Raw genomic sequence first — 22,606 nt, 5'->3', positions numbered from 1 at the left:
GCCGTGTCTTCCGCCGAACGGCCGATATGACGCCGTAAGAGGACTTTCCGATGTTGGGTACCGTAAAGCGAGAACTGACATCCAAACGTCCGGCTCAGGAAAACTCGAAAGAGCTCGACCTTACCCCGCCGATCAGAGAATCGGCAGTTATGGGCGGAGCGCCCCGTTTTAGACAGTAGAAATTCCAGCCTTAGCCCCTATTGACCTCAGCTTTGGTTGAGTTTGTAGGAATTGCAAGACGGTCGCGGCTCATGTCGAGGCGACACACTCCGGAGGAGAACGTCTTGGTCACGTATTTTCGACATTCCAAACCTAGATATTCCTGGCGTACTCGCCTCTTAGGGGGCGTCGTTCTGCAATTGCTCAGCACCGCATTCTTGGTAGTTCTATTTTGTCTATTGGACGCCATTACCGCGAAGCCAACGACTACTTTTGGGCAGCTCGTCCCGTGTTTGGTAGGAGGTGTCGCTGGCTTTCACTTTGTAGCCCTTCGTCGCCCCGTTGCCGCCAGTCACCTCAGTCTCGTTGCGTTATCGTTCTTGGCATTTGGAACTTTTTACTGGTTAGTGTCCCATTCGCTGCCTGACCTGTTACTAGCAAAAATGATATCTGGATTTGGGCTCGCTATGGCGGCCGCAAAGGCCTTCCAACATTGCTTTTTTGAAAAGCCAGTTCTTCCCCACATTCACTAGATGTGGATCCGTTGGATGCAGATCGACCGAATATACATTCCGGAGCGTTTAAAATGCCAGCTAAACCTATGACCTCTTCGTTTCGCTCTTGAGCGGATTCGAACCGTCAACCCCGCCCCTGAGATTGGCTAAACACTTGCAACACAATTCATTCACAGACGCCGCCGTAAACAGGTTTTGCTGGCCAATAGGAATAACGCCCATCTAAAGGGAAGTCGACCTAACGGCGGCACAGCCAAGGCCACCAAGTTGCTGAGAAATCAGCGCGGAGACGGAGAGCAAGGTGCTGCGGTTACCGCTGGCTTGGGATCGCACACCGATTTCAAAAGCGAGATTGTCGTCGCTTGAGCAGTTTTCGAAATATCAGCATATCCTTCTCTGTACTGAAGCTTCCCCATAACTGCGCTAGCGAGGCTTGCATCCATTCTCTCGGCGACTGCCAATGCGGCGGCGGCCCTGTTCTTGAATGGCAAGAGAGCTTCGAGAACATACCCATCGCCGCGTGCCTTGGCGAGCCCGCACTGCTGGAGCCTTACTTCATGGCAAGACGCATGACCGAAATCGCCATGGTGCGTGTGATTGCTTACAGGCCGGATATGTCGCCGACCGACTTCGAGGTACGCCCTATGTGCCGCAACCGTTACAGCTGGCATGCGGATCATCGACGAGACCATCAGTAGGGCGGCGGTGAAATATGGACAAATCCCAACCGTCGAGGAAACCAACGACCGGCTCGCGCAGGCGATCCGCCGTGCCAGCACCTTACCGTTCTGCGATCCGATTACACCGCGGCCGCGTTGATCGTCTCAGCGAATGAAGAGCCAGGCCTGTCCAGGCTGTCCTATGCAGGTTTCAAACCCTAAAGGCGAGGGAGGGTCGAGCGGACATGTTTGGCAAGAGCCTTCGCAATTAGCGAAGGCCGGCTCTCTCCGAGCTCCACAGCCAGCCCTATTGTGGGAAGGGTCGGCAGTCCGTCCGTTATGACGAAGAGATCCGGCGGAACAGCCGTCCTCGTGAAGACGCTAATGGCGTGACCTGAACGAGCGATTGCCGTCAGGCCCGCGAGACTGTTGCTTGCAAAGGCGACGCGGTACCGGCGGTTTGACGCCCCCATGACGTCGCAGGCCGCTCGGTAGTCAAGCGTGGCAGGAGCGGAAAGGGCAAGCGGCAGGACGGGCCGATCGAGAATAGCTGGCCTGGACGAATTTGCCACCCATACGAAATCCTCTCGCCTGATGATCTCCGGACTGGCCAATTCCGAAAGCGAGACGATCCCGAGATCGATCTGCCTTCTTCTTAGCATCGGCCGTAGCTCGGTGGTAGGCGCGCAGACCATTCGTAGTTCGACGTCCGGGTGCCGTTCGAAAAAGCCCTTCAGGATGGAAGGAAGGAAAGCGATGGAGTAATCTTCCGGGCAGCCGAGACTGACTGAGCCCTGTAGAGTAGCCCCGTTCATATCAGCCAGCAACTCGTCATGCTGAGCAAGAAGCGCTTCCGCATGCATAAGCAGCTTTTCGCCTGCGGATGTCAGGCGGACACCGGATCCGCTCCTATGGAGCAGGATCTGCCCGATCATCTCTTCAAGGCGCTGCATCTGCATGCTCAATGTCGATTGCGTGCGTCCAACTTGCTGAGATGCCACGCTTATGGAACCAGCCCTGGCAACCACTGCGAAGTTTCTGAGGACTGATAGGTCAAGGGTCATATGGCCATCGATTTTGTTGATATCGGAATAGAATAATATCAATTTGCCCATAAAGAAAACACTGCGTAGTTTTCTTCAGCGCCAACTGAAGGAATTGACCCGTGTCTCTCAACAACGAACAGAGCTTCTGGAATCAAGCAAACAGGCACCTGACGCGATACGGGCCAAGCTTCGAGAGCATCATCGTCGAGCGTGCGAGCGGAAGCTACGTCTATGACGCCAACGACCGCCCCATATTGGACTTTACGTCGGGACAGATGAGCGCCCTCCTCGGCCATACCCATCCGGACATCGTTGCGACAGTCGATCGGCAGATGCGCTCGGTCGCACATCTCTTCAGCGGCATGCTCTCGCGTCCGGTGGTGGAACTAGCGTCGCGCCTTGCGGCGCTCGCACCAGGTCTCGATCGTGTGCAGCTGCTGACGACGGGAGCCGAGTCCAACGAGGCTGCCATTCGCATGGCCAAACTTGTGACCGGCGGCCATGAAGTGGTCGCCTTCGCGCAGAGCTGGCATGGCATGACCGGCGCCGCCGCCGCCGCGACCTATAGCGCGGGGCGTCGCGGATATGGGCCGGTGGCTGCAGGTTCTCTGGTGATCCCCGCACCCAACTCTTATCGTCCTCGCTTCGCAAAGCCGGATGGCACGAACGATTGGCAAACCGAACTGGATGATGCTTTCGCGCTCATCGATAATCAGTCGACTGGTAGCTTGGCAGCGTTCATAGCCGAACCGATTCTCTCGAGCGGTGGAATCCTGGAACTTCCGGCAGGTTATCTGGCTGCGCTCAAACTAAAATGCGAGGAGCGGGGCATGCTTCTCATCCTAGATGAAGCTCAGACCGGCGTGGGCAGAACCGGGCACATGTTCGCGTTCCAAAGGGATGGCGTCACTCCCGATATTCTGACGCTCTCGAAAACACTCGGTGCCGGCTTGCCGCTGGCTGCGGTGATGACGACCGAGGCTATCGAGCAGAAGGCCTTCGAGAAGGGATATCTGTTCTACACCACGCACGTCTCTGATCCGCTTCTGGCCGCAGTCGGCGTCACTGTCCTGGACGTTGTCGAGCGAGAAGGCCTTCTCGCTGCTGCAATCGGGCGTGGCGCAAGGTTGCGGGCCGGACTTGTCTCCCTTCAACAGAGATTCGAATGCGTGGGCGATGTGCGCGGCCGCGGCCTTCTGATGGGTCTGGAAATCGTCGCGGACCGGCAGACGAAAGCGCCTGGGTTCGCTCTCGGTGCTAAAATCATGGAAGAGGCGATGCGGAGGGGACTGAGCATGAATATCGTCAAGTTGCCCGGAATGGGCGGTGTGTTTCGCATCGCGCCGCCACTGACAGTTTCAGACGAGGAAATCGACCACGGTATCGAGATCATGTCCGATTCCATTCAGGCTGCCTCAGGAGCGTGATCGAGCCGTCGTGTGGTGATCGCGCTAAAGGAAAGGTCGTCGACCGGATGATGCATGCCGTCGTGCTGGTGGCTGCCGCAATAGCTGCCGTCGCGTCAGTCGGCATGTGTAGCCGCTGTTCACCCGCTCTCTCTTCGCGTCGTCGGTGGCGGCGACCATTGTCTCTGGTCGCGACCTGCTCCGGTATTCAGAGAGTGCTCCGATGGACGGCAATCTGCGGCTTGCCGTTCTCGTCCTCCTCTTTCCGATGCTTCCTCCGATGAACTTGATCCTCCTGCAGCAGCTATACAGCAGCCGGCGCGACTTGGTGATGCGGGCGGCTGGCAGACGAGAAGGACAGTTCGGATTGCCCGTCCTGCCGCTCGTCGCGATCGCAATGGACTAAGTGGTGGCGGTCGCATGCTCGCACTAAAATAGGCGTTCTGGGCACCGGGATCATAGAGTGACCCGGCGAGTACATGCCTGTCTGCTTTTGATAGTCGAACCTGGGACCCAGCAATTCCAACACGACTTCGCCTTGAACGGAATCAAGCCAGATCTACCAAGCGCGTGCCTCAATCGCCACATCACTTATCTTTCTTCGTCCCATGTTTATGCAATGTTGCCCGGGATTGAATAGCTAGATTGCCATTCCGCTACGTCGGCAAACACCGCCGCGCCCTCCTTAAGGAGGTGCTCGCGTTGAAGTCGAAGCTCGACAAACGACAGACGGCGATTGAAGCGCTAGCCGAAGATACAGAGGACCTGATCGAGACCTATGGCCTCTAATCCGCCAGTCGCTGTCCACGATGCCTGCGTCCTCTACCCTTCCACCTGCGCAACATTCTGATCCAATGCGCCTTCGCCGGTCTCGTCTAGGCACGCTGGACCGACGAGATACATAATGAGTGGATGCGCAATCTCGCCGCTAACACACCAGGTTTGTCCATCGACCGTCTGGAAGCCACGCGCGACCGGATGAACGGGGGCCCTCCAGAGGCTGTTGTGGCGGACTATCACCCGTTGATTGCGGATCTCACGCTACCGGATCCCGACGATCGACATGTTCTGGCAGCCGCCATTTCAGCGAGGGCCTCCGTGATCGTAACCTGGAACCTGAAGGACTTTCCCGCGAGAGACCTTCTCGCCCATGGTGTGACCAGCAAGTCGCCAGATGATTTCCTTACCGATCTCCATGCGGCAGGCAAGTTATGCCATCCAGGACACGCCAGACGTCGTGCAGCAGCACTACGGGCGCTTTTTGCCGCAGGACAAAGCAGCATTGGTGGCGCGGATCCTCAATCAGGTGTGGGAGGCCGCATAGTGTGATGGCTGCGTCGTCAGCCCATTGCAGGCATGCGTGCAAAATGTACGCGTCCGTCGTCCGCACTGCCGTCGTCTCGCTCTTGAGCGGAATTGGACCTTATTATTCTGCGCGATTCGAATGAACTCGGCAGCCTGGCGTTCAATGCGAGGGCGGTCTATTCGCTAAACGGAAGTTCAATATCTTCTCGGTTTTTCTTTGCACCGCCGATTAGGACCGTTTTGAACCGGTCCGCATCTGGTGCCGGCAGCATCCCCGCCCCGACTCGGATAGCTTCTTGCCACGCTGGCCCACGCTCCCACGCTTCGTTGTAGACGAGGGCCAAGTCGGCAGATCGCCTTGTCTGCTGCAGTGCCTCAAAAAGTAGCGCGGCTTGGCGAATGTCCTTCTCGCGCTTCGCTGACCCCTGCCCGTCAATGTGGCGGCGGCTGGCGACTATGAGCTTGTGGACCGCATATCGAGTTGGATCGGGGACAACGACTGGGATGCCGCTTCGGTGGAGCAGTATTGTCCTTACGGGTTCCCTGATGAGAAAATCGAGAAAGCGTAGTGGATCCGCGCTGGCGCCGCCAAGGGCGGGCATCTTCGCCGGCTGATCGATGTAGTCGTCCGAGCCTCGGTTCGATGTCAAGAATTCCACCCTGTAGCCGTCGGCATTTTGAAATGCCGACGAAGCCGCTGCTCCCGATCTATGTGGGACGGGCCGGAAACTGGCGTCGACCTCTTGCAGCAACTCCACGATCGGAGGCAGACAATCTTCAACTTCTCGACTGATGGCATAATCCTGAGCGATGTCCGCATCGCCGGTCAGTATGGCAGCCATGGGAAGGCGCACGCCCAGCAGCCCTGAGTAGCATTGAAAGGCCACCGTGCCGATGAGAACGCCACGACGTCGAAAGAGACCACCATTGGCTAGAGCTTCGACGATATCGCCCGACATCGCGTCGGGGGAAATCATCCCGCCTTCGCGGGTCAGGGTATTTACCAACCGCCTGCGAGCGCGTAGATCGTCCTTGTCCCGCTTATGATCAGATACGCGCTGAGCTATATCCGGATCATCAGCAGGACCAACATAACGACGTTTCGTACCACCGTGTCCATCCGGGATGTCGAAATACCAATACTTCCGTCCCTTGATGTTCGCCGGGGTGAATCGACCCTCCGGCGGGAAATCGGCCGTCCAAGCAGCGTCGAGCGAGCGCTGACCTAGCTCGGCGAGCATAGTTTGGTACATCAGATCAACGGATTTCATAAGCTCGATTCCGATGTTATACTGTTTTTCAAAAACAGTATAACGCTTGCGGGGATAGCTCGCAATGAGGAACGCGGCTTTATCGGCTTGATAGGAATCGAACCTGCACTCATCGCCATAAATCCGTTAAAGTGATTGAATTTATTACGCTGGCCAACTCTACGGGGCTGTACCACGCGTCAGTCCCATAACTTGCGGTTAAGCGCGACCAGGCAGAAAGCTTTTGCTCAGAAAAGGTATCAGCATCGCCAGAACCTCATCAGGCGCATCTTCCGGCTGTAGATGACCACCAGATGTTGCTCCGCCTGTGACCTCGTCCGCCCACCGCCTCCAAACTTCGATCGGGCTTCCGCGGTCGGATCGACTTCCTCTTTCGGGCCAGGAGACGAAAACAGGGCATCGAAGTTTACGTCCATCCCTGCGATCAGCCCGATCATGTTCCAGGTCCTCGCGTAGCGCAGATCGATAGTCTTCGATGATGGCTTCCCGCACGCTCGGTCGGCTGAATGCCTCGTGATAGGCTTCAGTGGCCTCGCGCTTCAGGAAATCACGTCCTTCCGTCATCCTGGCCAGAACCCGTTCAAGATAGCCGCGCGGGTCCAAATCAAGCAGATGCTCAGCAAGGTCATCCGGCTGCGCGAACAGAAACCAGTGAAAGTTTTTTAGAGCGAATTCGTGATCGACAGACGCCAAGGCATCAAGAGTGGGAATAACGGTCAGTGATGCGAATCCCCTGACCCGGTCTGGATGATCGAGGGCCAGACGATAACCGACGCGGGCGCCGCGGTCGTGACCGATCACGCCGAATGTCTTGTGACCGAAGGCGGTCATAAGTGACGACACAGCCCTTGCCGCCCGGCGTTTGGTGAACCGTTCAGAGTGATCTAAAATTAAGCTCCTGCCATAGCCCGGCAGGTCCGGAATGACGAGGCTGTATTCGCGAGAGAGAGCGGGCGCCATGCGACGCCAGGCAATATGCGTTTCGGGGAACCCGTGCAGAAGAAGGAGCGGCGGCCCGGATCCGCCAATCACGCCACTGAACTGGACGCCATCCGCCTCCATCTCGAATGGCCGCCAACCTGGGTAGAAGATGCTATCTCCGACGTTGTCTGAATCTCTCATCTCATCATCTTTCTCCGACGGGTAGTTCGGCGATTCTAAGTCATCAACGCCTTGCGATATGACGTAAAAGCTGGGCGCTCTTTCATGCCGGCTCCCTGTGTCACTTGCCGCCTTGCGTCGATGTCGTGAAATCGATGAGATCCTTATTGAACCGGGCCGCCTCCTCGAGGAAAGGCGCGTGACCGGAGTCGTCGTAGATCTTAGACTTGATCTGTCCGTTGAAGGATTTCGCGCGGGCAATGCTCGGCGCTGGCCGCACCAGATCGTCCTTACCGCCATAGATCAACAGAACCGGCACTTTTGCCTTGGGCAGGCCCTCTGCTGCCTGGACTGTCATCGAGGGAACTGTGCGCGTCATCACCCATGACGCCGTGGCTGCGTTTGAAAGCAGCCGTTCGAATGTTGACCGGTCCGGCTGCGTCTGGAAGCAGAGCGCGAGGAAGGTCCGCACAGCGTCAAGATGCGTCCGCAGGTCCTTTGACGCCAGCCCAGCATAAACCTCCGGGTGTGGCGTGATGAGGTCGGGCTTGATCTCGATGACACCATCGACATAGATGAGACCGCCGATCCCGGCGTCGCCATGAGCGGCAAGGTAATTCGAGAGTACCACGCCCCCCAGAGACCAGCCGACCAGAACGGGGTTCTTGGCTTTGCTCTCTTTCAGAACCGCAGCGAGATCGTCCACCCACCGATGACCGTCCTTATAGGCCTCTGCGTCATCCGGCTTTCCTGAAAGCCCGTGCCCCCTGAGATCATAGGTGATCAACCGAAACTTTTGCAGATCAGGGTCGGTCGTTTGCTTGTCCCAATTGATGCGGCTGCCGAGCAGGCCGTGGACGAACACGATGGGCTGGCCGGTCGGATTTCCGGTTTCCTCAACGGCGATCACCACACCATCGGACGATTGGACGGTGTATTCCTTGTCGGCAGCCGCGGCAGCCGACGCCGCCAGCAGTACGACGGCGGCAAACACGTGCCTTGCTGTCCTTACGAAACGATACTCAACCACAAAGCTTCTCCTGATTTGCTACGTTTAGCGATCACTACAAACTATCCACTTGATTTCTTCCGTCAAGCAGTCTTTAGTGATCGCTATGGATAAGCAGGTCAAAAGGCGGCGCGGCGGGCCGCGTACATTCAACCGAGAAGAGGCGATCGACATTGCTATGCGGCTGTTCTGGCGGCACGGCTATGAAGGCGTGTCGCTCAATGACCTGACGACGGCGATCGGGATTGCGCCGCCAAGTCTCTATGCTGCGTTCGGGAGCAAAGCGCAGTTATATCGCGAGGCTCTGGACCGATATGGCGGAATTCCCGGCGCGCTTCTCAACCTGGATGCAGCATCGACACTGGATGAAGTTGTGGCGACTATTTTGCGTCAAGGCGCTGATGCCGTGACCGATCCTGGGGGTGAAAGAGGGTGCATGGTCTCAAGCGGCATGCTCCAATGCGCGGAAGAACACGCCCCCTCGCTCTAACCGTGTCGAAGCGCCGAGACGCGATGCGGGATGCGATTGCTGAAGCATTGGGTCGGTGGCTCGATCCGGAACGTTCGAAATCCTTCGCCCGATTTCTCGCCGTTGTACTTCAGGGCATGTCCGTTCAGGCTCGAGATGGCGCCACGCGTAGCGAACTGGAAGAGGTGATTCAAGAAGCATTGCGGATCCAGCGAACCGGTTAATCGAGCGCCGCACGCGCCGCGATCGTACCGCTTGAAATTGCGAGCGAGTACTACGCCCCCCTGCACCGAAGCAGACATTGCCATCTGAAGGGTCAATCGCCGCTCACCCACCGCGCCTGACCCAGGGAGTATTGACCATTTTCAGCGCGTCATCCCTTCTTGGCCGCCCATAGTGTCGGCAAGACTCGCAAACTTGTGGTTTAGGCTTCATGAGTTCCCGCAATTTCGCACGGTGGTTTCCGCTGCCATGCACGCCGGGTGAGCCGCTAGACCAAGGCTGACCTTGGCCTTATGGATTTGACTTGAGGCCTTGCCCCACGCGGTCGAGGGATGGCAATCCGACAAGGAGACACAAGCCCTCCCTGCCCCATTCGCGGACAATACGGCCGCCGAGTTGCCTTTCAAGAACCGCGCTGAGCAGCAGAAGTCGGCTGATCTTGTTCCTAAGGTCAGGGTCGACTCGAGCTGGGATCACTGATCCGCGTAGCAAAGATATCTCGATCAGAATGGCTTTACGATCGCAAGCAATGCGATTGCGGCCATTGCAATGACAATACCAGCGCCTGCACCCCTTGTGCTTCTTGCGGCGCTACCGTCGCGGACCCATCGCCGAAGGCGGCCGGACTGGATCCCGTGTAACGCGGACAGGGCAGTCACCACAACGAGCTTGACCTGTAGCCAGGGAGAGGAAAACCACCCCAACCAAAACGCCAGGATCAAGCCGAAGGTCCAGGTCGATAACAAGGCAGGAGAGATCACTTGACGGTCGAGCCGGAGAACAGCGCCCAGCATCCGCGATTGATTCGAGGCCGGAAGCAGAGCGATCTCCCTCACAAGGCGCTCATGCATGAGCATGCCGCCAACCAGGAATACGACGGACGTGACATGCGCTGCCACGATGTACGGATACAGTTCGTTCACGTCCCGTCACCTATATTGGTGGCCATCAAAATCGTGCGACGGCGCAGCCACTGAATGTTGAAGTATCCCGCAAATGGTATGAACGCTGCGGCGAATAACCGTGCTGCATCCCGCCGCCGCCAGCCGCCTCCGGCTAAAGTCTGGAGGGTGATCCACATGTACGTGAGAAAAGCGATGCCGTGGATGGGGCCCAGATATTTTGATCCTTCGGGCCAGTTGAAGATATGCTTGGCCGGAACAGCGAGTCCCACCAGAAGCACGAGGGTTGTCGCTTCCGCGATCGATGCCATTTCAAGACGTCTCAGTTGTTGGAGTTCGACCAGAGCGCTCTCGGCGTCCGCCTCTGCGCCTTCATCCATCGGTGCACTCCTTCCAGGCGGTCACAGCTGAGCCGGATTCAGGGCGATGCCTGGCAATCAGCGCTTCGAAGGCATACGTCGCCCGTGCGTCGGCTTCCTTCTCACGGAAGAACCGCGTCGACACGTGATGGTTCAGGTATATGCCGTTCAGCTCCCAGATGAACTGCGCCACATCAGTTGCAGCCGACAAATGACCGGCCGTCACTGACTCGCCCACCAGCATTGTCAGTAGATTTCTCCAGCGTACCGTTAGCTGGGCCGCGTGATCGCGCACGTCACCGACGTCATCATCCAACTCAAACAGGGCGGCCGCGAGGGGGCACCCGCCCTGCAGGCCTGCCCGGCGGGACCATCCAAACCAAAGCTCGACCACCGCACGCAGTCTCGAAAGGCCCTGATCTGCTTTCATTGCCGGCTCGACAATCGTCAGCTTTGCGATACGGGCTGCCTCGCTTAGCAACTCGATCTGTAGCTGTTCCTTCGATTTGAAGTGAGCGAAGAGACCGCTCTTTGACAGGGCCGACGCATTCGCCAGCTGCCCTACCGTCACCCCGGCCAACCCGGATACGCTGAGCTGATCGATGCCTATATGAAGAATTTTCGCTTTGGTATTGATTGAGCTCATAGACAATAGTACGAACGGTCGTTCTTTTGTCAAGGTGACTTTCCTCCGAGCCTCTACGAGATATATGATCGCCAGCGGTCAGAAAGTCGTGACCTGGCCAGCTTCCAGACAAACTTGCGTGCCGGCATTCAAGCGTCGAGCCTGTTTTAAGAGCTTAATATCAGGATATTCCTAGAGTCCGGTCATGCGTTGGGAGATCTCCCAAAGTTGCTTACCGGCGACGCGATCGAGAGCCTCTGGCGGGATGCGTGCCGGTTGCGGATGTCCGCGTGTCTCACCAAGGCGATCGGGACCGTAATAACCGCCTGATTTCACCTCCTTCGACGTGGCGGAGAATAGCTGCGGCAACGCGCCTTGTGCGACGGGCTGAAACAGAAACCAGAGAAAAGTTCGCGCCAAACCCTGCAAGCTATTTCGGCCGGGTGCATTGTGCAGGAGATCGGTCCGAGAGACTCCCGGATGTGCCGCGATGCTTGAAACACCCCACCCTGCTGCTCGGCTTCGATCTTGCAGCTCGAGCGCAAACATCAAGCATGCGAGTTTCGACTGGCTGTAGGCCCGCATTGGATGATAGTTCTTTTCCGAATTGATGTCGGCGAAATTGATCTTCCCAGCGCGAGCTGCGACGCTAGACACGGTAACGACGCGCGCGTCCGTTCCTTTTTTTAGCAGTGGCATCAGATGAGCGGTCAACGCGAAATGGCCAAGGTAGTTCGTACCGAACTGCAACTCGAAGCCGTCACGAGTTTCCTGCCGCTTCGGTGGCACCATGATGCCGGCATTGTTCACCAGCAGATCCAGACTCTCCCTGTCGTTCTCCATCCGCTGTGCGAACAAGGCAATAGAGGTGAGATCCGCAAGATCGAGCTTCTCGAAGCTTACAGTTACATGGGGAGCGGCACGTTGAATGCGCGATACGGCGTCGCTACCTTTTTCAGGATTGCGGCCGGCTATGGTCACGTCGCATCCTGCGCGGGCTAGCGCCAGGGCCGTTTCCAGACCCAATCCACCTGTTCCCGTCACCACGGCGGATCGTCCGCGCTGATTTGGGATGTTGGCTTCGGTCCACTTTGTCATCTCGGGTCTCTTCCATAATTTTCGCACTTGGTGTAAAATAAATATTACACTGAGTGTAAATTTGCAAGAGAGCCGCGTTGAAGAATTCCGAGAGCCACGGTGAAGCAGACGGCGGTCTGCGGGAACGGAAGAAACGAGAGACTAAAAAGCGTCTTACCGAGAAAGGCATCGCACTCTTTCTTGAGAGGGGGTTCGATAACACCACACTCGACGAAATTGCCTCCGCGGCAGGCATCTCGCGCAGGACTTTCTTCTACTACTTCAAGTCGAAAGACGAGATTTTGCTGTCTCTTCAAAGCGGGATTGGCGAGATGCTCGCCGACGCCGTGCGAAGGGCTCCCTCAAGCTCGACGCCGATTGAAGTGGTCCGCGATGCGGCTATAGGCGTCTGTAAGGTAATTCCGACAAATGACATGATCGAGATGGATCGGTTGATGCGGACAAGCCCGAGCGTTCAGGCGCGCAAGCAGGTATCATACGTTCAACAGGAAGGTGAGATCTACGAAGCTCTCAGCGAGCGGTGGCCTGAGCCCGAGCGATCAACGGCTTTGCGGGTCGTCGCGATGCTTTCAGTCGGAGCGATGCGGATCGCCGGTGACATCTTCAGTCAGGAGAAAGGCGTGCGGCCAATGGTCGACCTGCTGGAAGAAGCATTCGGAAGTCTCATCCAGGAGGTCCGGTCAGGTGATCCGCGTGTGTGATCGCAGGCATGTTCCAAAGGCTTGTCGATAAGCGTGCCCGAAGGCGCTCTGCGAGGTATATCTGTGAGTTCCTCCCACACGAGTAAAGGCGCGGGGCGAACCTATTCGAGATTGGAGCGACGCAGAGAAGCCGACGACGCGTGCAGCGTTGCATGCGCCCGGCGCCGCAAACGCTTGGCACCGGTTAGCTATCAAGCCGACAAATACCTGAGAACGAGACATAGTCCTGATAGATCGCGCAGACCGCGCCGGAACCATCAGCTTGCAGCGGGGTTATCTCACCGGATCCGTTCACGAAGTTCCGAACACGAGAGGAAGCCCTATGAAAAACGCCATTTTTGCCGCCGCGCTCTTTTCCGCCACGTCCATTTCGGCCTTCGCCCAGACCGCTCCGACCGCCAACAACAACGGCGATACGCCGGCCGTTGCTACCCCTGACACGAAGAACCCGACCGCACCGGTCGAAGGCGCCAATAGCTTTACCGAAGCTCAGGCCAAGGACCGCATCGAAAAGGCTGGTTATAGCGACGTCAAGGACCTGAAGAAGGACGACAAAGGTATTTGGAACGCGGCGGGTATGAAGGACGGCAAAGCCGTCTCGATCGCCCTCGACTACCAAGGCAACGTGGTCGCCAAGTAACCCAAGGAGATCAAAATGAGAACTGTGACTGGACTGTTTGACGACTACAGCGATGCGAGTGCTGCGGTTAGCGCGCTCGAATCCGCTGGCGTGCGCTCCGACGATATCAGCATCGTCTCCAATAACGCTGATAAGCGTCATGGCGATTCCAATGCAGCCGAAGGCGCCGGAACCGGCGCCGGCATCGGCGCGGTCGTTGGTGGTGCTGGCGGGCTATTGACCGGCCTGGGTCTGATGGCGATACCGGGCGTCGGTCCCGTTGTTGCCGCTGGCTGGCTGGCTGCGACAGCTGCGGGTGCTGCGGCTGGGGCAGTCGCGGGCGGTGCGACCGGCGGCATCATTGGAGCGATGACGAGCTCCGGTGTCTCCGAACATGATGCCCACGTATATGCGGAGGGTGTTCGCCGCGGCGGAACCCTCGTCACCGCCAAGGTCGACGACGCACTGGTCTCGGAAGCCGAGGCGATCCTCAAGCGCTCGAACTGGGTGGATCCGGCCGCACGCCGAGTTGCCTACGAAGAGCAGGGTTGGACGCGTTTCGACGACGCGCTCGACCCCTATGATGCAGCCCAGATCGAGCAGGAACGCCTGCGCTATCGGCGTGCGGGCCTGTAATCGACTAGACAGGGCGCCACACGGCGCTCTGTCACCTTGAAGCTCACGCCGAGATAGTCGATGTGACCTAACGCGTGCGCCAACCCCGGCGCGGCTACGTGTGGTCATGCCTGGAGACGATTGTTTGTCAGCGTCACGGCATATCTGAGCTCGCGTCAAACCCTGTTCGGGACCAGTGGTCTCGATCAGCCACCTCGCAGCTTTTACTACGATCTAGTCGAAGAAAACGAGCGATATCTTGTTTGCAGCCTCGACCTAGAAGCCGCATGAACTCGCGTCCCTCAACCCGTAGGTCCGCCACGCGCGACAGGAGCAAGCCGTTTACATCCGACTTGGGCAGAATCTCAAACCCAAAGCGCCGGCAGCAGGCGAGGCTGGCCGCATTCGCCCGCTATGTCCTGAGAACGTTCGATCGCGGTGTTGTCGATCCGTCAAAACTTCAGCAATTGCCCGCTCTCTATTTTCGAACAAAGTTGCGTATCGGCTGACATCCATGAATTGCGCCTGGCATGGTGCCCAGGTTGCGGTCTTGATTCCGTCCAAAAGGGCGCTGCTCAACTTTCGGATGATCCAGTATCTCGCCATGCCTGTAGGCGGAACGTTCCTGCCCCTTGGTTCACGCGCGGGATTACTTGTCCGTGCCATAAAACTTGGCGGACAAGGGGAACAAACAGGGGAAAGTACGGTTTGGTTCGCTCTACTGCACTCATGCCCGACGAGGTGTAACATGACCAGGAAAGCACTCCCCATTCCTGAAAGAAACCATAGCCAGCAAGGTCTCGGTGTCAGTGACCGTCTGAGCACGGAAGATACCTGTCCTGTGAAGGAACAGGAGGCTTCGACGCAGACGGGCAGACAGGCAAACATAAATATGACTCATCACCGCCACCAGCAGGACAGGTGAGCGCCCGCCTGTTCCCGGCTGGCGGCTTGGTTGTCACCAACCTGTTTCCGGGCTCCCCACCATCTGAAATCACTGCGTTCCCGGAGGCGCCAAATGCGGATTCTTGCCGTTACGGCCGAAATGTTTCCCTTCGTCAAAACCGGCGGATTGGCCGATGCCACGAGCGCTTTGCCGCAGGCGCTGGAACGAAAAGGGGCTGACGTTCGGACATTGCTACCCCTCTACCGCGGGCTCACGCCGCTTGTCCGCGGCCGGAAGCCGGTCCTGGTTGCCAATATTCTGGAGCAGCCGGTATCAGTTTATTACGTTGTTTCCGATGGTCACAAGCTTCTGCTTCTTGAAGCGGCAAGCCTGTTCGACAGAGACGGACATCCCTATGGCGTAAAAGGCGAGCCTTTTGCTGACAACGATCTTCGCTTTGCGGTTCTGTCCAAAGTAGCGGCGGAAATAGCCCTCGGCGCGATTGACGGCTGGCAGCCGGATGTTGTCCATGTCCATGATTGGCACGCGGCTCTGACCTGCGTCTATCTCGCGGATTCGACGCCCTCGGTAGCCTCCGTTCTAACCCTTCACAATCTCGCATTTCAGGGTCAGTATCCGCTGGAGAGGGCGGGTATGCTTGGACTACCCTCGCACCTCTGCACTGTCGATTGCCTTGAATATTACGATGACATGTCATTTTTGAAGGGCGGTCTGACGACCGCGTCGGCGGTAACGACGGTTAGTCCAACTTATGCAAGAGAAATCCTTACGCCGGAAATGGGGATGGGAATGCATGGCGTGCTCGCCAGGCGGCGAGGGGACCTGCGCGGCATCGTCAACGGTGTCGATCACGACGTCTGGAATCCGGCAACAGATCCGTACATTCTCGCAAATTTCACGGCTGCCACGGCGACAAGACGGAGCCTCAACAAATATGCCTTGCTTCAGGCCCTTGGCCTAGCCCCTACCCAGGGCCCTGTCTTCGGCGTGGTCAGTCGCCTGACCTGGCAAAAGGGAATCGATCTCCTCCCTCACGTCGTACCCCTTATAATAGAAAGGAAAGGCAGGCTGATCGTTCACGGAGAGGGAGATACGGCACTGGAAGACAGCTTGCAGGCGCTGGCAAAGCGCTATCCGGAACTAGTCTGCGCCCATATCGGCTATGACGAACGGCTGGCGCACATGATCCAGGCCGGCTCGGATTTCATCATCCAGCCGTCACGGTTCGAACCCTGCGGGCTGACGCAGCTTTACGCGCTGCGATACGGCGCGCTGCCCATCGTCAGCCGCACGGGCGGGCTGGCGGAAACCATTATCGACGCGAATGACGCGGCCATTGAAGCGGGCGTAGCAACAGGCTTTCAATTCGAGCCGGCGAATGAAGACGATCTGCGCGCCGCGCTGGAGCGTGCCATTAGCGCCTATAACGACCGGGAACTTTTCCGACGGCTTCAGACGCAGGCCATGCAGGCCAATTTTTCCTGGGACAAGAGTGCCGCACAATATATGGCGCTTTTCGAGAGCCTTGTCGGCAACAGCACGCGCGAAACGGATGCCGTCGCCGACATCAGAACCGAGACTTTTGCAAAGATAAGAGCTGATAGGCGGCTGGCGGGAACCCCAGGATCACCAACAGGTTAGGCCACCGGCAACAGGAGGCTCTGGTGATGAATGCAGCGAATTATCGCAAATGGGGTGCGCAGCGCCATCAATCCGGCGACACGGATTTCAGCATCTGGGCACCCGCCTCGGCAACAGTGAAACTGTGGCTGAACGATGCGGAATTCGACATGCACACGGCTGGTGATGGCTGGCACGACATCACAAAACCCGCCCTCCCCGGCGATCGCTATGGCTTCGTGCTGGCCGACAGGACGAGGGTTGCAGATCCCGCTTCCAACCGGCAGCAGGAAGGCCCGCGTGGCCCCTCCCTGATCGTCAACCATGATTTCGCCTGGAAAAACCCGAACTGGAAGGGCCGGCCTTGGCACGAAGCAGTCGTCTATGAGCTCCATATCGGGACTTTTACACCCGAGGGCACCTTTGCCGCCGCGGCAGAGAAACTTGAATATCTTGCAGACGTGGGCATTACCACCATCGAACTTATGCCGCTTGCGACCTTTGCTGGAAGTCGCGGCTGGGGTTACGACGGCGTCCTGCAATTTTCACCGCAGCGGGATTATGGCACTCCAGACGAGCTCAAGGCTTTCATTGATCAAGCCCATGGCCATGGCATCATGGTGCTGTTGGATGTCGTCTACAATCACTTCGGCCCCGCAGGAAATACCCTTCAGGCCTACGCGCCGGCATTTTTCAAGAAGCATGAGACACCGTGGGGACCCGCGCCGGACTTCAACCGTGCCGAAGTTCGGTCGTTCTTTCTTCAGAATGCATTCTACTGGCTCGAGACCTATCGCTTTGACGGATTGCGGATCGATGCCGCAGATCATCTCGCTGGCGGCGACGGAGAGGTTGATTTCCTTATTGAGATGGCGCGGGAGGTGAAGCGCACAATAAGAAACAGGCATGTGCATCTGGTCATAGAGGATGCGAGAAACGCGGCCTCGCCAATGACACCCATGGCCGATGGGGCGATCTTGGTCGATGCGCAGTGGAACGACGATTTTCACCACGTCATCCACGTGGCGACCACGAACGAAGAGGGCGGTATCTACGAAGATTTCGCCAGTCGGCCCTATGAAAATCTTCGCCGCTCGCTGGCGACCGGCTTCGTCTATCAGGGAGAACCGCGGCCCTCTCGGAATTTTGCCGCCAGCGGCGAGCCGAGCGGGCATCTCCCGCCCCATCGATTTGTGAACTTTCTCCATAATCACGATCAGGCCGGCAACCGTTTGCGCGGTGAGAGGCTGCGTGCCCTCATACCGCCGCCGCTTTTCGGCACGCTCGAGGCGATCCTCTTGCTTTGCCCGCAGACGCCGCTGGTCTTCATGGGGGACGAGCACGGCTCGGCCAACCCGTTCTTCTTCTTTTCCGACCACCCCGACCACAACCGGGAACAGGAAATAAGGAACCGGCTTAAACAGGCGGAAAGTTTTCAGGGAGAACTCCCGCCAGATGCTTCCCAGATGGTAATGGACCCGAATGATCAGCACACCATGCAGCTCTCTACACTGAAGTGGACCCATGCAGAAACAACCGAGGGGAGACAGTCAAGAGCAGACATGGCCGCGTTGCTTGCAAAACGCCGCGGGCACATCTGGCCTCTCCTCTGCTCACACTTCGAGAAAGGCATTTCCCTTGATTGCGAGCCTCGGTGTCTTGCAATCGACTGGCATTTCAAAGCGGGACGGCTGGAAATGCGGGCAAACCTTTCGGAAAACATGTGCGAACTGCCGGCGGTGAAAGGAGAAATCCTTCACCGGAACGGCAGCGTCGGTAACACGCGATACGAAGGTTATGCGGCGCAATTTGCGATCTATGCAGGCCGCTAACGCATGTCCAGCAAATTGGGTTCGGACTGCGTAAAAACAAAGAGAAAGGTCATTTCCGCAGATCCGATTTTCACCGGAAATGCTTTAGTCAAGATTGCGCCGTAGCGATTCCCTTGCCCTGTTGACCCGGCTTTTGATGGTGCCAACCCGGCAGCCGCAAATCGCCGCAGCATCGGAGTAACTCGTCCCTCCGGCGACAAGCAGGAGAGCTTTTTTCTGATCCTTGTCGAGATCCCGTATCGCCCGCATGGCTTCCTGATGCTGCACATGCCATTCCCGGCTGGCAGGGGTAGACATGGTTTGCTCGATACCAACGGGCAAGCCTACACATTCGCGTTTAGACACCTTGTAGCGGGTGCAGAACGTGTTGCGCAAAATGGTAAAGAGCCATGATTTTAATGCCGTACCGGGAGTAAAACCGTGTAGAGCCCTCAGTCCTCGCAACATCGTCTCTCGAACGAGATCATCGACATCCTCCTCATTTCTGACGAAGCGGCGGGCAAAAACCGCAGGGCCGGCGCCAGGTCTGAAATACCGATACGCAACACCTCTAGCTGCGTATCATTCAATGTGTTTCCGGAAACTCCACTCACAGCGTGCTTGGCCATTTTTCTATCCTTTCACGATGGAAAAATGTCTCGCGAGACGCTTGGCTGCCGTACGCCAACGTACAATCGCAAAATCAGTAACTCTCCCGCGTCGGTGTTCGAACAGTTGAACCGCTCCAAGCGTTAGTTCCTACAATTGATCGGCGTTTTCCGCGCCGCCAGCTGACAGCCGCTGCGGCCTCTGATCAATCATAAGTTCGGCGTTTTTTCTCCTTTGTTCCCTGTCTTGGCAGCTTTCGTGGCCGTTCCGGTAGAAGGCATCATCTGTACCGGGTTCTGGCTTGATATCTTCGTCTGGCTGATTCATCGCTTCATCACCGCTTGGGGATCGCGGAATAAATGGATTCATCCGGCGGTCTAACTGCGGCATCTGAAGGCAGTTCCAGCCCGATAAAGGCTTTGAGGGAACAGTGACGCGGGAAAACGGTTAGTAAAGGATCAAGGAGGACACGATGAACAAGGACGAAAAGCTGAAGCAGATTCACAAGGACAGCGAACCGCAATTTGCGCGCGGCAAAAAAACCTCTGATAACAACGGCGTGGTGAGTGCAAAGCCGCGCGTTATCACCGGGTCCGACGACGCAACAGCCAACAAGCTGCCACCCGGAGCCAAAAAACCCGAAAAAGACTGGGACTTGAACTACGACGAGCGAGACGCTGACGAGGGCGATTTCAGGGGTTAACCCGGTCCCGGAGTCCTAACCTTAGGCGCCAGGTCGCCGATTGTAAGCTCGATGGATTGAGGTTCGGCGCGCTTTCGTGTCTTGACCGTCAGAACACTGCCAGTGTTGAGGATACCCTCAAGTACCGTGCGCTTGCCCACAATGATTTTGATTACCTTTGGGGTCGCGGCCCGGGTGGCCTAACTTATCTCGGGCAATCTAGCTCCTTTCTTCGGTGGAAGCGCCTGAAGGAGCGTTGCCGTATCGCATACCTGCAGTTGCGTTGAAAAACGACCCGAGAGCAGCTTCATGGCTGCATCATGTGTTGCGTCCCTTCCGCTGCAAAGTGCATCCTCGACCAGAATGACGTAAAATCCTTGGTCGATCGCCCCAAGCACAGTAGCGAGCACGCAGACATCTGTTTCCCCGCCGGTAATCACCAGGGTCGAAACCTGCTCCTGCCGCAGGATTTCGCCGAGGCCTCCATGTTGCCACGGTGAATAGACGCTTTTGCGGAAGATGCGGGCGGGCGGGATGTAGCGCGATAACGAAGGGATGACCTCGATGAGTTCGGGAGCCAGGGCCTGCTGTGTCATCATCGGCCATTTTTCATAATAGGCTCGCCATGCCCCACGGGCCTCCCCTACAGACCTAGGCGGCACAAAACAGGTGAAGATGCATCGCGCGGGGTCGCTCGCAACCACAACCTCAACCTCTTCACTGATGCGGTCCATCCATTCGACGTGCCACGGCGTATCTTCAGCGAAGACACGCTGCATGTCGACGCACAGGTGCCGCCAGTCCCCCTCCGCAGAAAACTCGATCAATTCCCTCCCCCTCTATCCGCCGGTCTCGCTGTGAGGCGCGGCGACGGGTTTCGATTCCGGTGACCCACGGAAGCGCAGGAAGATCGAAAGAACCACAAGAACTGCGGTCGAAAGAAACTCCGATTGCCAGTTCTGAAACGATTCAAACCAGAACTCTGTACTTCCCAGATGCGAAAACAGCGTCGTCTCGGGATTGCCGTGCATGGCAGTCTCCAGGGCAGCCGCGTCGGCATTGTATTTCAGATGCAGGACAAAACTGACAACAAAAAGGAAGAACAGGGCAAGCCCCAAAGAGTAGGAATAGATGGCGCGGATAAATCCCCCTGCTCTCACTGCCCAGGGCGCCTCGGTATCATCTGCTTTTTGCGCAGGGTCTTCATCCTGTGAAGATGGCTCGTCGGGGTTTTTGGATTCGGACGAGCCTCGTTGAAACAGAAAAGCGGTCAGCATGACATACGCCGACATTTGCAAAAATTCGCTCTCCCAGTTTTCGAACAGTGCGGAAAGGAAATGGCCGCTTCTTGCGTAAGAGAATAGTGTGAGCGGCGTCGCGTGATGCTGCACAAGCTCCTTATTGTAAACAGCCCAGCCGGTCGCGAGCATGCCTCCGATCGTTAACAGGGAAGTCAGGACAAGGACAATCGTCAATCCATTGTCGCGTACCAGCCTCATGATTCAACCTCGCATGAAAGAAATATTTCATAACGGACGTGCCGCCGGTTTCAGCGGCACGTCCGTATGACGGGTCACGCTGCTTTGGATTTTCCCTTGATGTTGGCCCTTGCCTGAGCAAGCGATGAGAGAGCCGTATCCGTCGCGCTCTCTTCGCCCAGCGTCTGTTCGAACAGCTTGGCTGCTTCTTTCATGCCCAGTTCGACCGCCCAGGTCTTCAAAGTGCCGTAACGGGTGATCTCGTAGTGCTCTACCGCCTGGGCTGATGAAATCAGCCCAGCATCCAGCGCTGATGACCCCTTGAACTCCTCCATGATCTCCTCGCCTTCCGCGATAATGCCCTGGATCGCCTCACAGGTCCTGCCGCGTGCCGGCTTGCCGAGAAACTCAAAGACATTCTGCAAACGCTCCACATGAACCTCGGTCTCGTCCCTGTGCTTTTCGAAGGCGGCCTTCAGATCCGCTGACTGCGCAGCCCGCGCCATCTTTGGGAGCGCCTTCAGGATCTGCCGCTCGGCGAAATAAATGTCCTTCACCGTATCGAGGAAAAGGTCTTTCAATGTCTTCTCAGCCATTTCAATCTCCTGTTGCTTGGTGGCGGTAAGCCAAAAGCCCACTCCCACCGAGGAGCAAGGCAACAGTTTTCTTCATCTGGTTTTTCCTCCACTAGAAACATGCTTGCGAGCCTCCCTTACGGAGTTTCCTCCAGTAGGCTGAAACCGGTCTCGGACGGCATGGGCGCTTTCCAAACAAACCGAAATGCGGAGAGTTCCGAAAATAATTAGTGGAAGGGAAAATGCCGTCTCAGCCGGATTATTGCCGTACCCGCGCGCCCGGCGCGGCGTGGCTAACGGGCTATCTGTCGTTTTTATACGCCGTCCGTTGCGGCTATGAGTGGCGGCAGATGGCTGCCACCGCCGCTATCCGGGAAACTGTCCGACCTAACGCCGGGAAAGCAATCGCGCCATGGCATGATGTGGCGACGGCTTCTCGCCTCCATGTCCGTTCTCCTTTTCCAGTCGAGCACGGATATCCTCGATTTCTTGGGCCGTGAGATGCTCGATTCCGATAAAATCCGCGCGCGCCTGCTCCACAGCCCTCAAGAGTTCGTCCAGCTTTGCTTCCATTGCAGCAGAATCTCGGTTCTGCGAGTTCTGTACGAGGAAAATCATTAGAAATGTCACAATGGTCGTACCAGTGTTGATTACCAGCTGCCAGACTTCAGAAAACCCGAAGAAAGGCCCGCTTATGCCCCAGGCGATGACGGTGCCGAACGCGACGACAAAAGCAGTCGATGAGCCGGCAAAAGAGGCAGTACGGCTCGCAAAAAGCGTAAAGAACTTGTTCACGGTGCTGCACCTCGCTGCTGACAACGGGGACCTGACCGCCAGAAGACT

At 57.2% G+C, this 22,606-nt stretch carries 24 protein-coding genes and 3 pseudogenes; 13 read left to right on the top strand and 14 right to left on the bottom strand.

Annotated features, from left to right (window positions below; translation table 11 throughout):
• The first annotated feature begins 1,231 nt into the window (after positions 1-1,231).
• Positions 1,232-1,372: a hypothetical protein gene (locus ATU_RS25360; protein ID WP_162180322.1), complete on the top strand. Its 141-nt coding sequence runs from the start codon at positions 1,232-1,234 to the stop codon at positions 1,370-1,372.
• 179 nt (positions 1,373-1,551) lie between these two features.
• On the opposite strand, the gene ATU_RS25355 is transcribed toward ATU_RS25360, so the two are convergent.
• Positions 1,552-2,397 (bottom strand): LysR substrate-binding domain-containing protein, encoded by an 846-nt coding sequence (locus ATU_RS25355; RefSeq protein WP_010974559.1) that lies wholly within the window; start codon positions 2,395-2,397, stop codon positions 1,552-1,554.
• 101 nt (positions 2,398-2,498) lie between these two features.
• On the opposite strand from ATU_RS25355, the gene ATU_RS25350 reads away from it, so the two are divergent.
• The 4 genes and pseudogenes from ATU_RS25350 to ATU_RS27020 all read left to right on the top strand — a co-directional run.
• Complete coding sequence (locus tag ATU_RS25350; protein WP_010974558.1) at positions 2,499-3,806, top strand: aspartate aminotransferase family protein; 1,308 nt, start codon at positions 2,499-2,501, stop codon at positions 3,804-3,806.
• A gap of 202 nt (positions 3,807-4,008) precedes the next feature.
• Entirely contained in the window at positions 4,009-4,191 is a 183-nt protein-coding gene (locus tag ATU_RS25345; protein WP_071241520.1) for a hypothetical protein, read from the top strand.
• Positions 4,192-4,430: 239 nt separating this feature from the next.
• Positions 4,431-4,574: pseudogene (locus ATU_RS25340) on the top strand (DNA-binding protein); the annotation flags it as partial.
• 123 nt (positions 4,575-4,697) lie between these two features.
• A pseudogene (locus ATU_RS27020) lies at positions 4,698-4,844 on the top strand (PIN domain-containing protein); the annotation flags it as partial.
• Positions 4,845-5,266: 422 nt separating this feature from the next.
• Here ATU_RS27020 and ATU_RS25330 read toward each other — a convergent pair.
• The 3 genes from ATU_RS25330 to ATU_RS25320 all read right to left on the bottom strand — a co-directional run bounded on the left by ATU_RS25330 (position 5,267) and on the right by ATU_RS25320 (position 8,492).
• Positions 5,267-6,361, bottom strand: a complete 1,095-nt coding sequence (locus tag ATU_RS25330; protein WP_010974555.1) for a nucleotidyltransferase family protein — start codon at positions 6,359-6,361, stop codon at positions 5,267-5,269.
• A gap of 198 nt (positions 6,362-6,559) precedes the next feature.
• Positions 6,560-7,483 (bottom strand): alpha/beta fold hydrolase, encoded by a 924-nt coding sequence (locus ATU_RS25325; RefSeq protein ID WP_010974554.1) that lies wholly within the window; start codon positions 7,481-7,483, stop codon positions 6,560-6,562.
• 100 nt (positions 7,484-7,583) lie between these two features.
• Positions 7,584-8,492, bottom strand: a complete 909-nt coding sequence (locus ATU_RS25320; protein ID WP_010974553.1) for an alpha/beta fold hydrolase — start codon at positions 8,490-8,492, stop codon at positions 7,584-7,586.
• 85 nt (positions 8,493-8,577) lie between these two features.
• Between ATU_RS25320 and ATU_RS25315 the strand changes: the two genes are divergently transcribed.
• Both ATU_RS25315 and ATU_RS26825 read left to right on the top strand, forming a co-directional pair.
• The gene (locus ATU_RS25315) at positions 8,578-8,961 is read left to right on the top strand and encodes a TetR/AcrR family transcriptional regulator (protein ID WP_243823394.1); all 384 of its coding nucleotides are present in this window, start codon (positions 8,578-8,580) and stop codon (positions 8,959-8,961) included.
• 23 nt (positions 8,962-8,984) lie between these two features.
• Positions 8,985-9,164, top strand: a complete 180-nt coding sequence (locus tag ATU_RS26825; RefSeq protein ID WP_243823393.1) for a hypothetical protein — start codon at positions 8,985-8,987, stop codon at positions 9,162-9,164.
• Positions 9,165-9,665: 501 nt separating this feature from the next.
• On the opposite strand, the gene ATU_RS25310 is transcribed toward ATU_RS26825, so the two are convergent.
• The 4 genes from ATU_RS25310 to ATU_RS25295 form a co-directional block, all read right to left on the bottom strand.
• Positions 9,666-10,085, bottom strand: coding sequence for a CopD family protein (locus ATU_RS25310; RefSeq protein ID WP_010974551.1), 420 nt, complete (start codon positions 10,083-10,085; stop codon positions 9,666-9,668).
• Positions 10,082-10,444, bottom strand: a complete 363-nt coding sequence (locus tag ATU_RS25305; RefSeq protein ID WP_010974550.1) for a DUF3817 domain-containing protein — start codon at positions 10,442-10,444, stop codon at positions 10,082-10,084. Before ATU_RS25305 ends, ATU_RS25310 begins: the two co-directional genes overlap by 4 nt.
• Complete coding sequence (locus tag ATU_RS25300) at positions 10,437-11,102, bottom strand: TetR/AcrR family transcriptional regulator (protein WP_197970164.1); 666 nt, start codon at positions 11,100-11,102, stop codon at positions 10,437-10,439. The genes ATU_RS25305 and ATU_RS25300 overlap by 8 nt, the downstream gene beginning before the upstream one ends.
• A 138-nt stretch (positions 11,103-11,240) precedes the next feature.
• Positions 11,241-12,146, bottom strand: coding sequence for an SDR family oxidoreductase (locus tag ATU_RS25295; protein WP_010974548.1), 906 nt, complete (start codon positions 12,144-12,146; stop codon positions 11,241-11,243).
• A gap of 77 nt (positions 12,147-12,223) precedes the next feature.
• Here ATU_RS25295 and ATU_RS25290 point away from each other — a divergent pair, with 77 nt between their 5' ends.
• The 5 genes from ATU_RS25290 (at position 12,224) to treZ (ending at position 18,440) form a co-directional block, all read left to right on the top strand.
• Complete coding sequence (locus ATU_RS25290; protein WP_010974547.1) at positions 12,224-12,847, top strand: TetR family transcriptional regulator; 624 nt, start codon at positions 12,224-12,226, stop codon at positions 12,845-12,847.
• A gap of 322 nt (positions 12,848-13,169) precedes the next feature.
• Positions 13,170-13,487, top strand: coding sequence for a PepSY domain-containing protein (locus tag ATU_RS25285; protein ID WP_035257065.1), 318 nt, complete (start codon positions 13,170-13,172; stop codon positions 13,485-13,487).
• Between the two features lie 15 nt (positions 13,488-13,502).
• Positions 13,503-14,102 carry a general stress protein gene (locus ATU_RS25280; protein ID WP_010974545.1) on the top strand — a complete coding sequence of 200 codons (600 nt, stop codon included), beginning with the start codon at positions 13,503-13,505 and terminating at the stop codon, positions 14,100-14,102.
• Between the two features lie 997 nt (positions 14,103-15,099).
• Positions 15,100-16,629 (top strand): glycogen synthase GlgA, encoded by a 1,530-nt coding sequence (glgA, locus tag ATU_RS25275; protein WP_010974543.1) that lies wholly within the window; start codon positions 15,100-15,102, stop codon positions 16,627-16,629.
• A 26-nt stretch (positions 16,630-16,655) separates the two neighbouring features.
• Entirely contained in the window at positions 16,656-18,440 is a 1,785-nt protein-coding gene (gene treZ / locus ATU_RS25270) for a malto-oligosyltrehalose trehalohydrolase (protein ID WP_010974542.1), read from the top strand.
• A gap of 84 nt (positions 18,441-18,524) precedes the next feature.
• Here the strand turns inward: treZ and ATU_RS25265 are convergent.
• Both ATU_RS25265 and ATU_RS25260 read right to left on the bottom strand, forming a co-directional pair.
• Positions 18,525-19,048 (bottom strand): annotated as a pseudogene (locus ATU_RS25265) (sigma-70 family RNA polymerase sigma factor).
• Positions 19,049-19,178: 130 nt separating this feature from the next.
• A complete protein-coding gene (locus ATU_RS25260; RefSeq protein ID WP_006315858.1) occupies positions 19,179-19,418 on the bottom strand; it encodes a hypothetical protein in 240 nt (79 codons plus the stop codon).
• Positions 19,419-19,500: 82 nt separating this feature from the next.
• Between ATU_RS25260 and ATU_RS25255 the strand changes: the two genes are divergently transcribed.
• Positions 19,501-19,731 carry a hypothetical protein gene (locus ATU_RS25255; RefSeq protein WP_010974540.1) on the top strand — a complete coding sequence of 77 codons (231 nt, stop codon included), beginning with the start codon at positions 19,501-19,503 and terminating at the stop codon, positions 19,729-19,731.
• 179 nt (positions 19,732-19,910) lie between these two features.
• Here ATU_RS25255 and ATU_RS25250 read toward each other — a convergent pair whose 3' ends face one another.
• The 4 genes from ATU_RS25250 to ATU_RS25235 form a co-directional block, all read right to left on the bottom strand.
• Positions 19,911-20,537 carry a cysteine hydrolase family protein gene (locus tag ATU_RS25250; protein WP_035257059.1) on the bottom strand — a complete coding sequence of 209 codons (627 nt, stop codon included), beginning with the start codon at positions 20,535-20,537 and terminating at the stop codon, positions 19,911-19,913.
• A gap of 12 nt (positions 20,538-20,549) precedes the next feature.
• A complete protein-coding gene (locus ATU_RS25245; RefSeq protein ID WP_035257054.1) occupies positions 20,550-21,209 on the bottom strand; it encodes a DUF6766 family protein in 660 nt (219 codons plus the stop codon).
• Positions 21,210-21,283: 74 nt separating this feature from the next.
• On the bottom strand, positions 21,284-21,784 hold the full coding sequence (locus ATU_RS25240; RefSeq protein ID WP_010974537.1) for a YciE/YciF ferroxidase family protein: 501 nt from the start codon (positions 21,782-21,784) through the stop codon (positions 21,284-21,286).
• Positions 21,785-22,150: 366 nt separating this feature from the next.
• Positions 22,151-22,558: a low affinity iron permease family protein gene (locus ATU_RS25235; protein ID WP_010974536.1), complete on the bottom strand. Its 408-nt coding sequence runs from the start codon at positions 22,556-22,558 to the stop codon at positions 22,151-22,153.
• Positions 22,559-22,606 lie beyond the last annotated feature (48 nt).

The organism is Agrobacterium fabrum str. C58 (assembly GCF_000092025.1).
Classification (GTDB): domain Bacteria; phylum Pseudomonadota; class Alphaproteobacteria; order Rhizobiales; family Rhizobiaceae; genus Agrobacterium; species Agrobacterium fabrum.
Note: the sequence above shows the minus strand (reverse complement) of the source record. Positions and strands in the feature narration are given on the sequence as shown.

Bases quoted from the DNA above. Each gene is read 5' to 3' on its own strand.
- ATU_RS25360 (WP_162180322.1), top strand. From the start codon at position 1,232: ATGGCAAGACGCATGACCGAAATCGCCATGGTGCGTGTGATTGCTTAC.
- ATU_RS25245 (WP_035257054.1), bottom strand. From the start codon at position 21,209: ATGAGGCTGGTACGCGACAATGGATTGACGATTGTCCTTGTCCTGACT.
- ATU_RS25240 (WP_010974537.1), bottom strand. From the start codon at position 21,784: ATGGCTGAGAAGACATTGAAAGACCTTTTCCTCGATACGGTGAAGGAC.
- ATU_RS25325 (WP_010974554.1), bottom strand. From the start codon at position 7,483: ATGAGAGATTCAGACAACGTCGGAGATAGCATCTTCTACCCAGGTTGG.
- ATU_RS25280 (WP_010974545.1), top strand. From the start codon at position 13,503: ATGAGAACTGTGACTGGACTGTTTGACGACTACAGCGATGCGAGTGCT.
- treZ (WP_010974542.1), top strand. From the start codon at position 16,656: ATGAATGCAGCGAATTATCGCAAATGGGGTGCGCAGCGCCATCAATCC.
- ATU_RS25355 (WP_010974559.1), bottom strand. From the start codon at position 2,397: ATGACCCTTGACCTATCAGTCCTCAGAAACTTCGCAGTGGTTGCCAGG.
- ATU_RS25285 (WP_035257065.1), top strand. From the start codon at position 13,170: ATGAAAAACGCCATTTTTGCCGCCGCGCTCTTTTCCGCCACGTCCATT.
- ATU_RS25315 (WP_243823394.1), top strand. From the start codon at position 8,578: ATGGATAAGCAGGTCAAAAGGCGGCGCGGCGGGCCGCGTACATTCAAC.
- ATU_RS26825 (WP_243823393.1), top strand. From the start codon at position 8,985: ATGCGGGATGCGATTGCTGAAGCATTGGGTCGGTGGCTCGATCCGGAA.
- ATU_RS25345 (WP_071241520.1), top strand. From the start codon at position 4,009: ATGGACGGCAATCTGCGGCTTGCCGTTCTCGTCCTCCTCTTTCCGATG.
- ATU_RS25305 (WP_010974550.1), bottom strand. From the start codon at position 10,444: ATGGATGAAGGCGCAGAGGCGGACGCCGAGAGCGCTCTGGTCGAACTC.
- glgA (WP_010974543.1), top strand. From the start codon at position 15,100: ATGCGGATTCTTGCCGTTACGGCCGAAATGTTTCCCTTCGTCAAAACC.
- ATU_RS25295 (WP_010974548.1), bottom strand. From the start codon at position 12,146: ATGACAAAGTGGACCGAAGCCAACATCCCAAATCAGCGCGGACGATCC.
- ATU_RS25330 (WP_010974555.1), bottom strand. From the start codon at position 6,361: ATGAAATCCGTTGATCTGATGTACCAAACTATGCTCGCCGAGCTAGGT.
- ATU_RS25260 (WP_006315858.1), bottom strand. From the start codon at position 19,418: ATGCCGCAGTTAGACCGCCGGATGAATCCATTTATTCCGCGATCCCCA.
- ATU_RS25255 (WP_010974540.1), top strand. From the start codon at position 19,501: ATGAACAAGGACGAAAAGCTGAAGCAGATTCACAAGGACAGCGAACCG.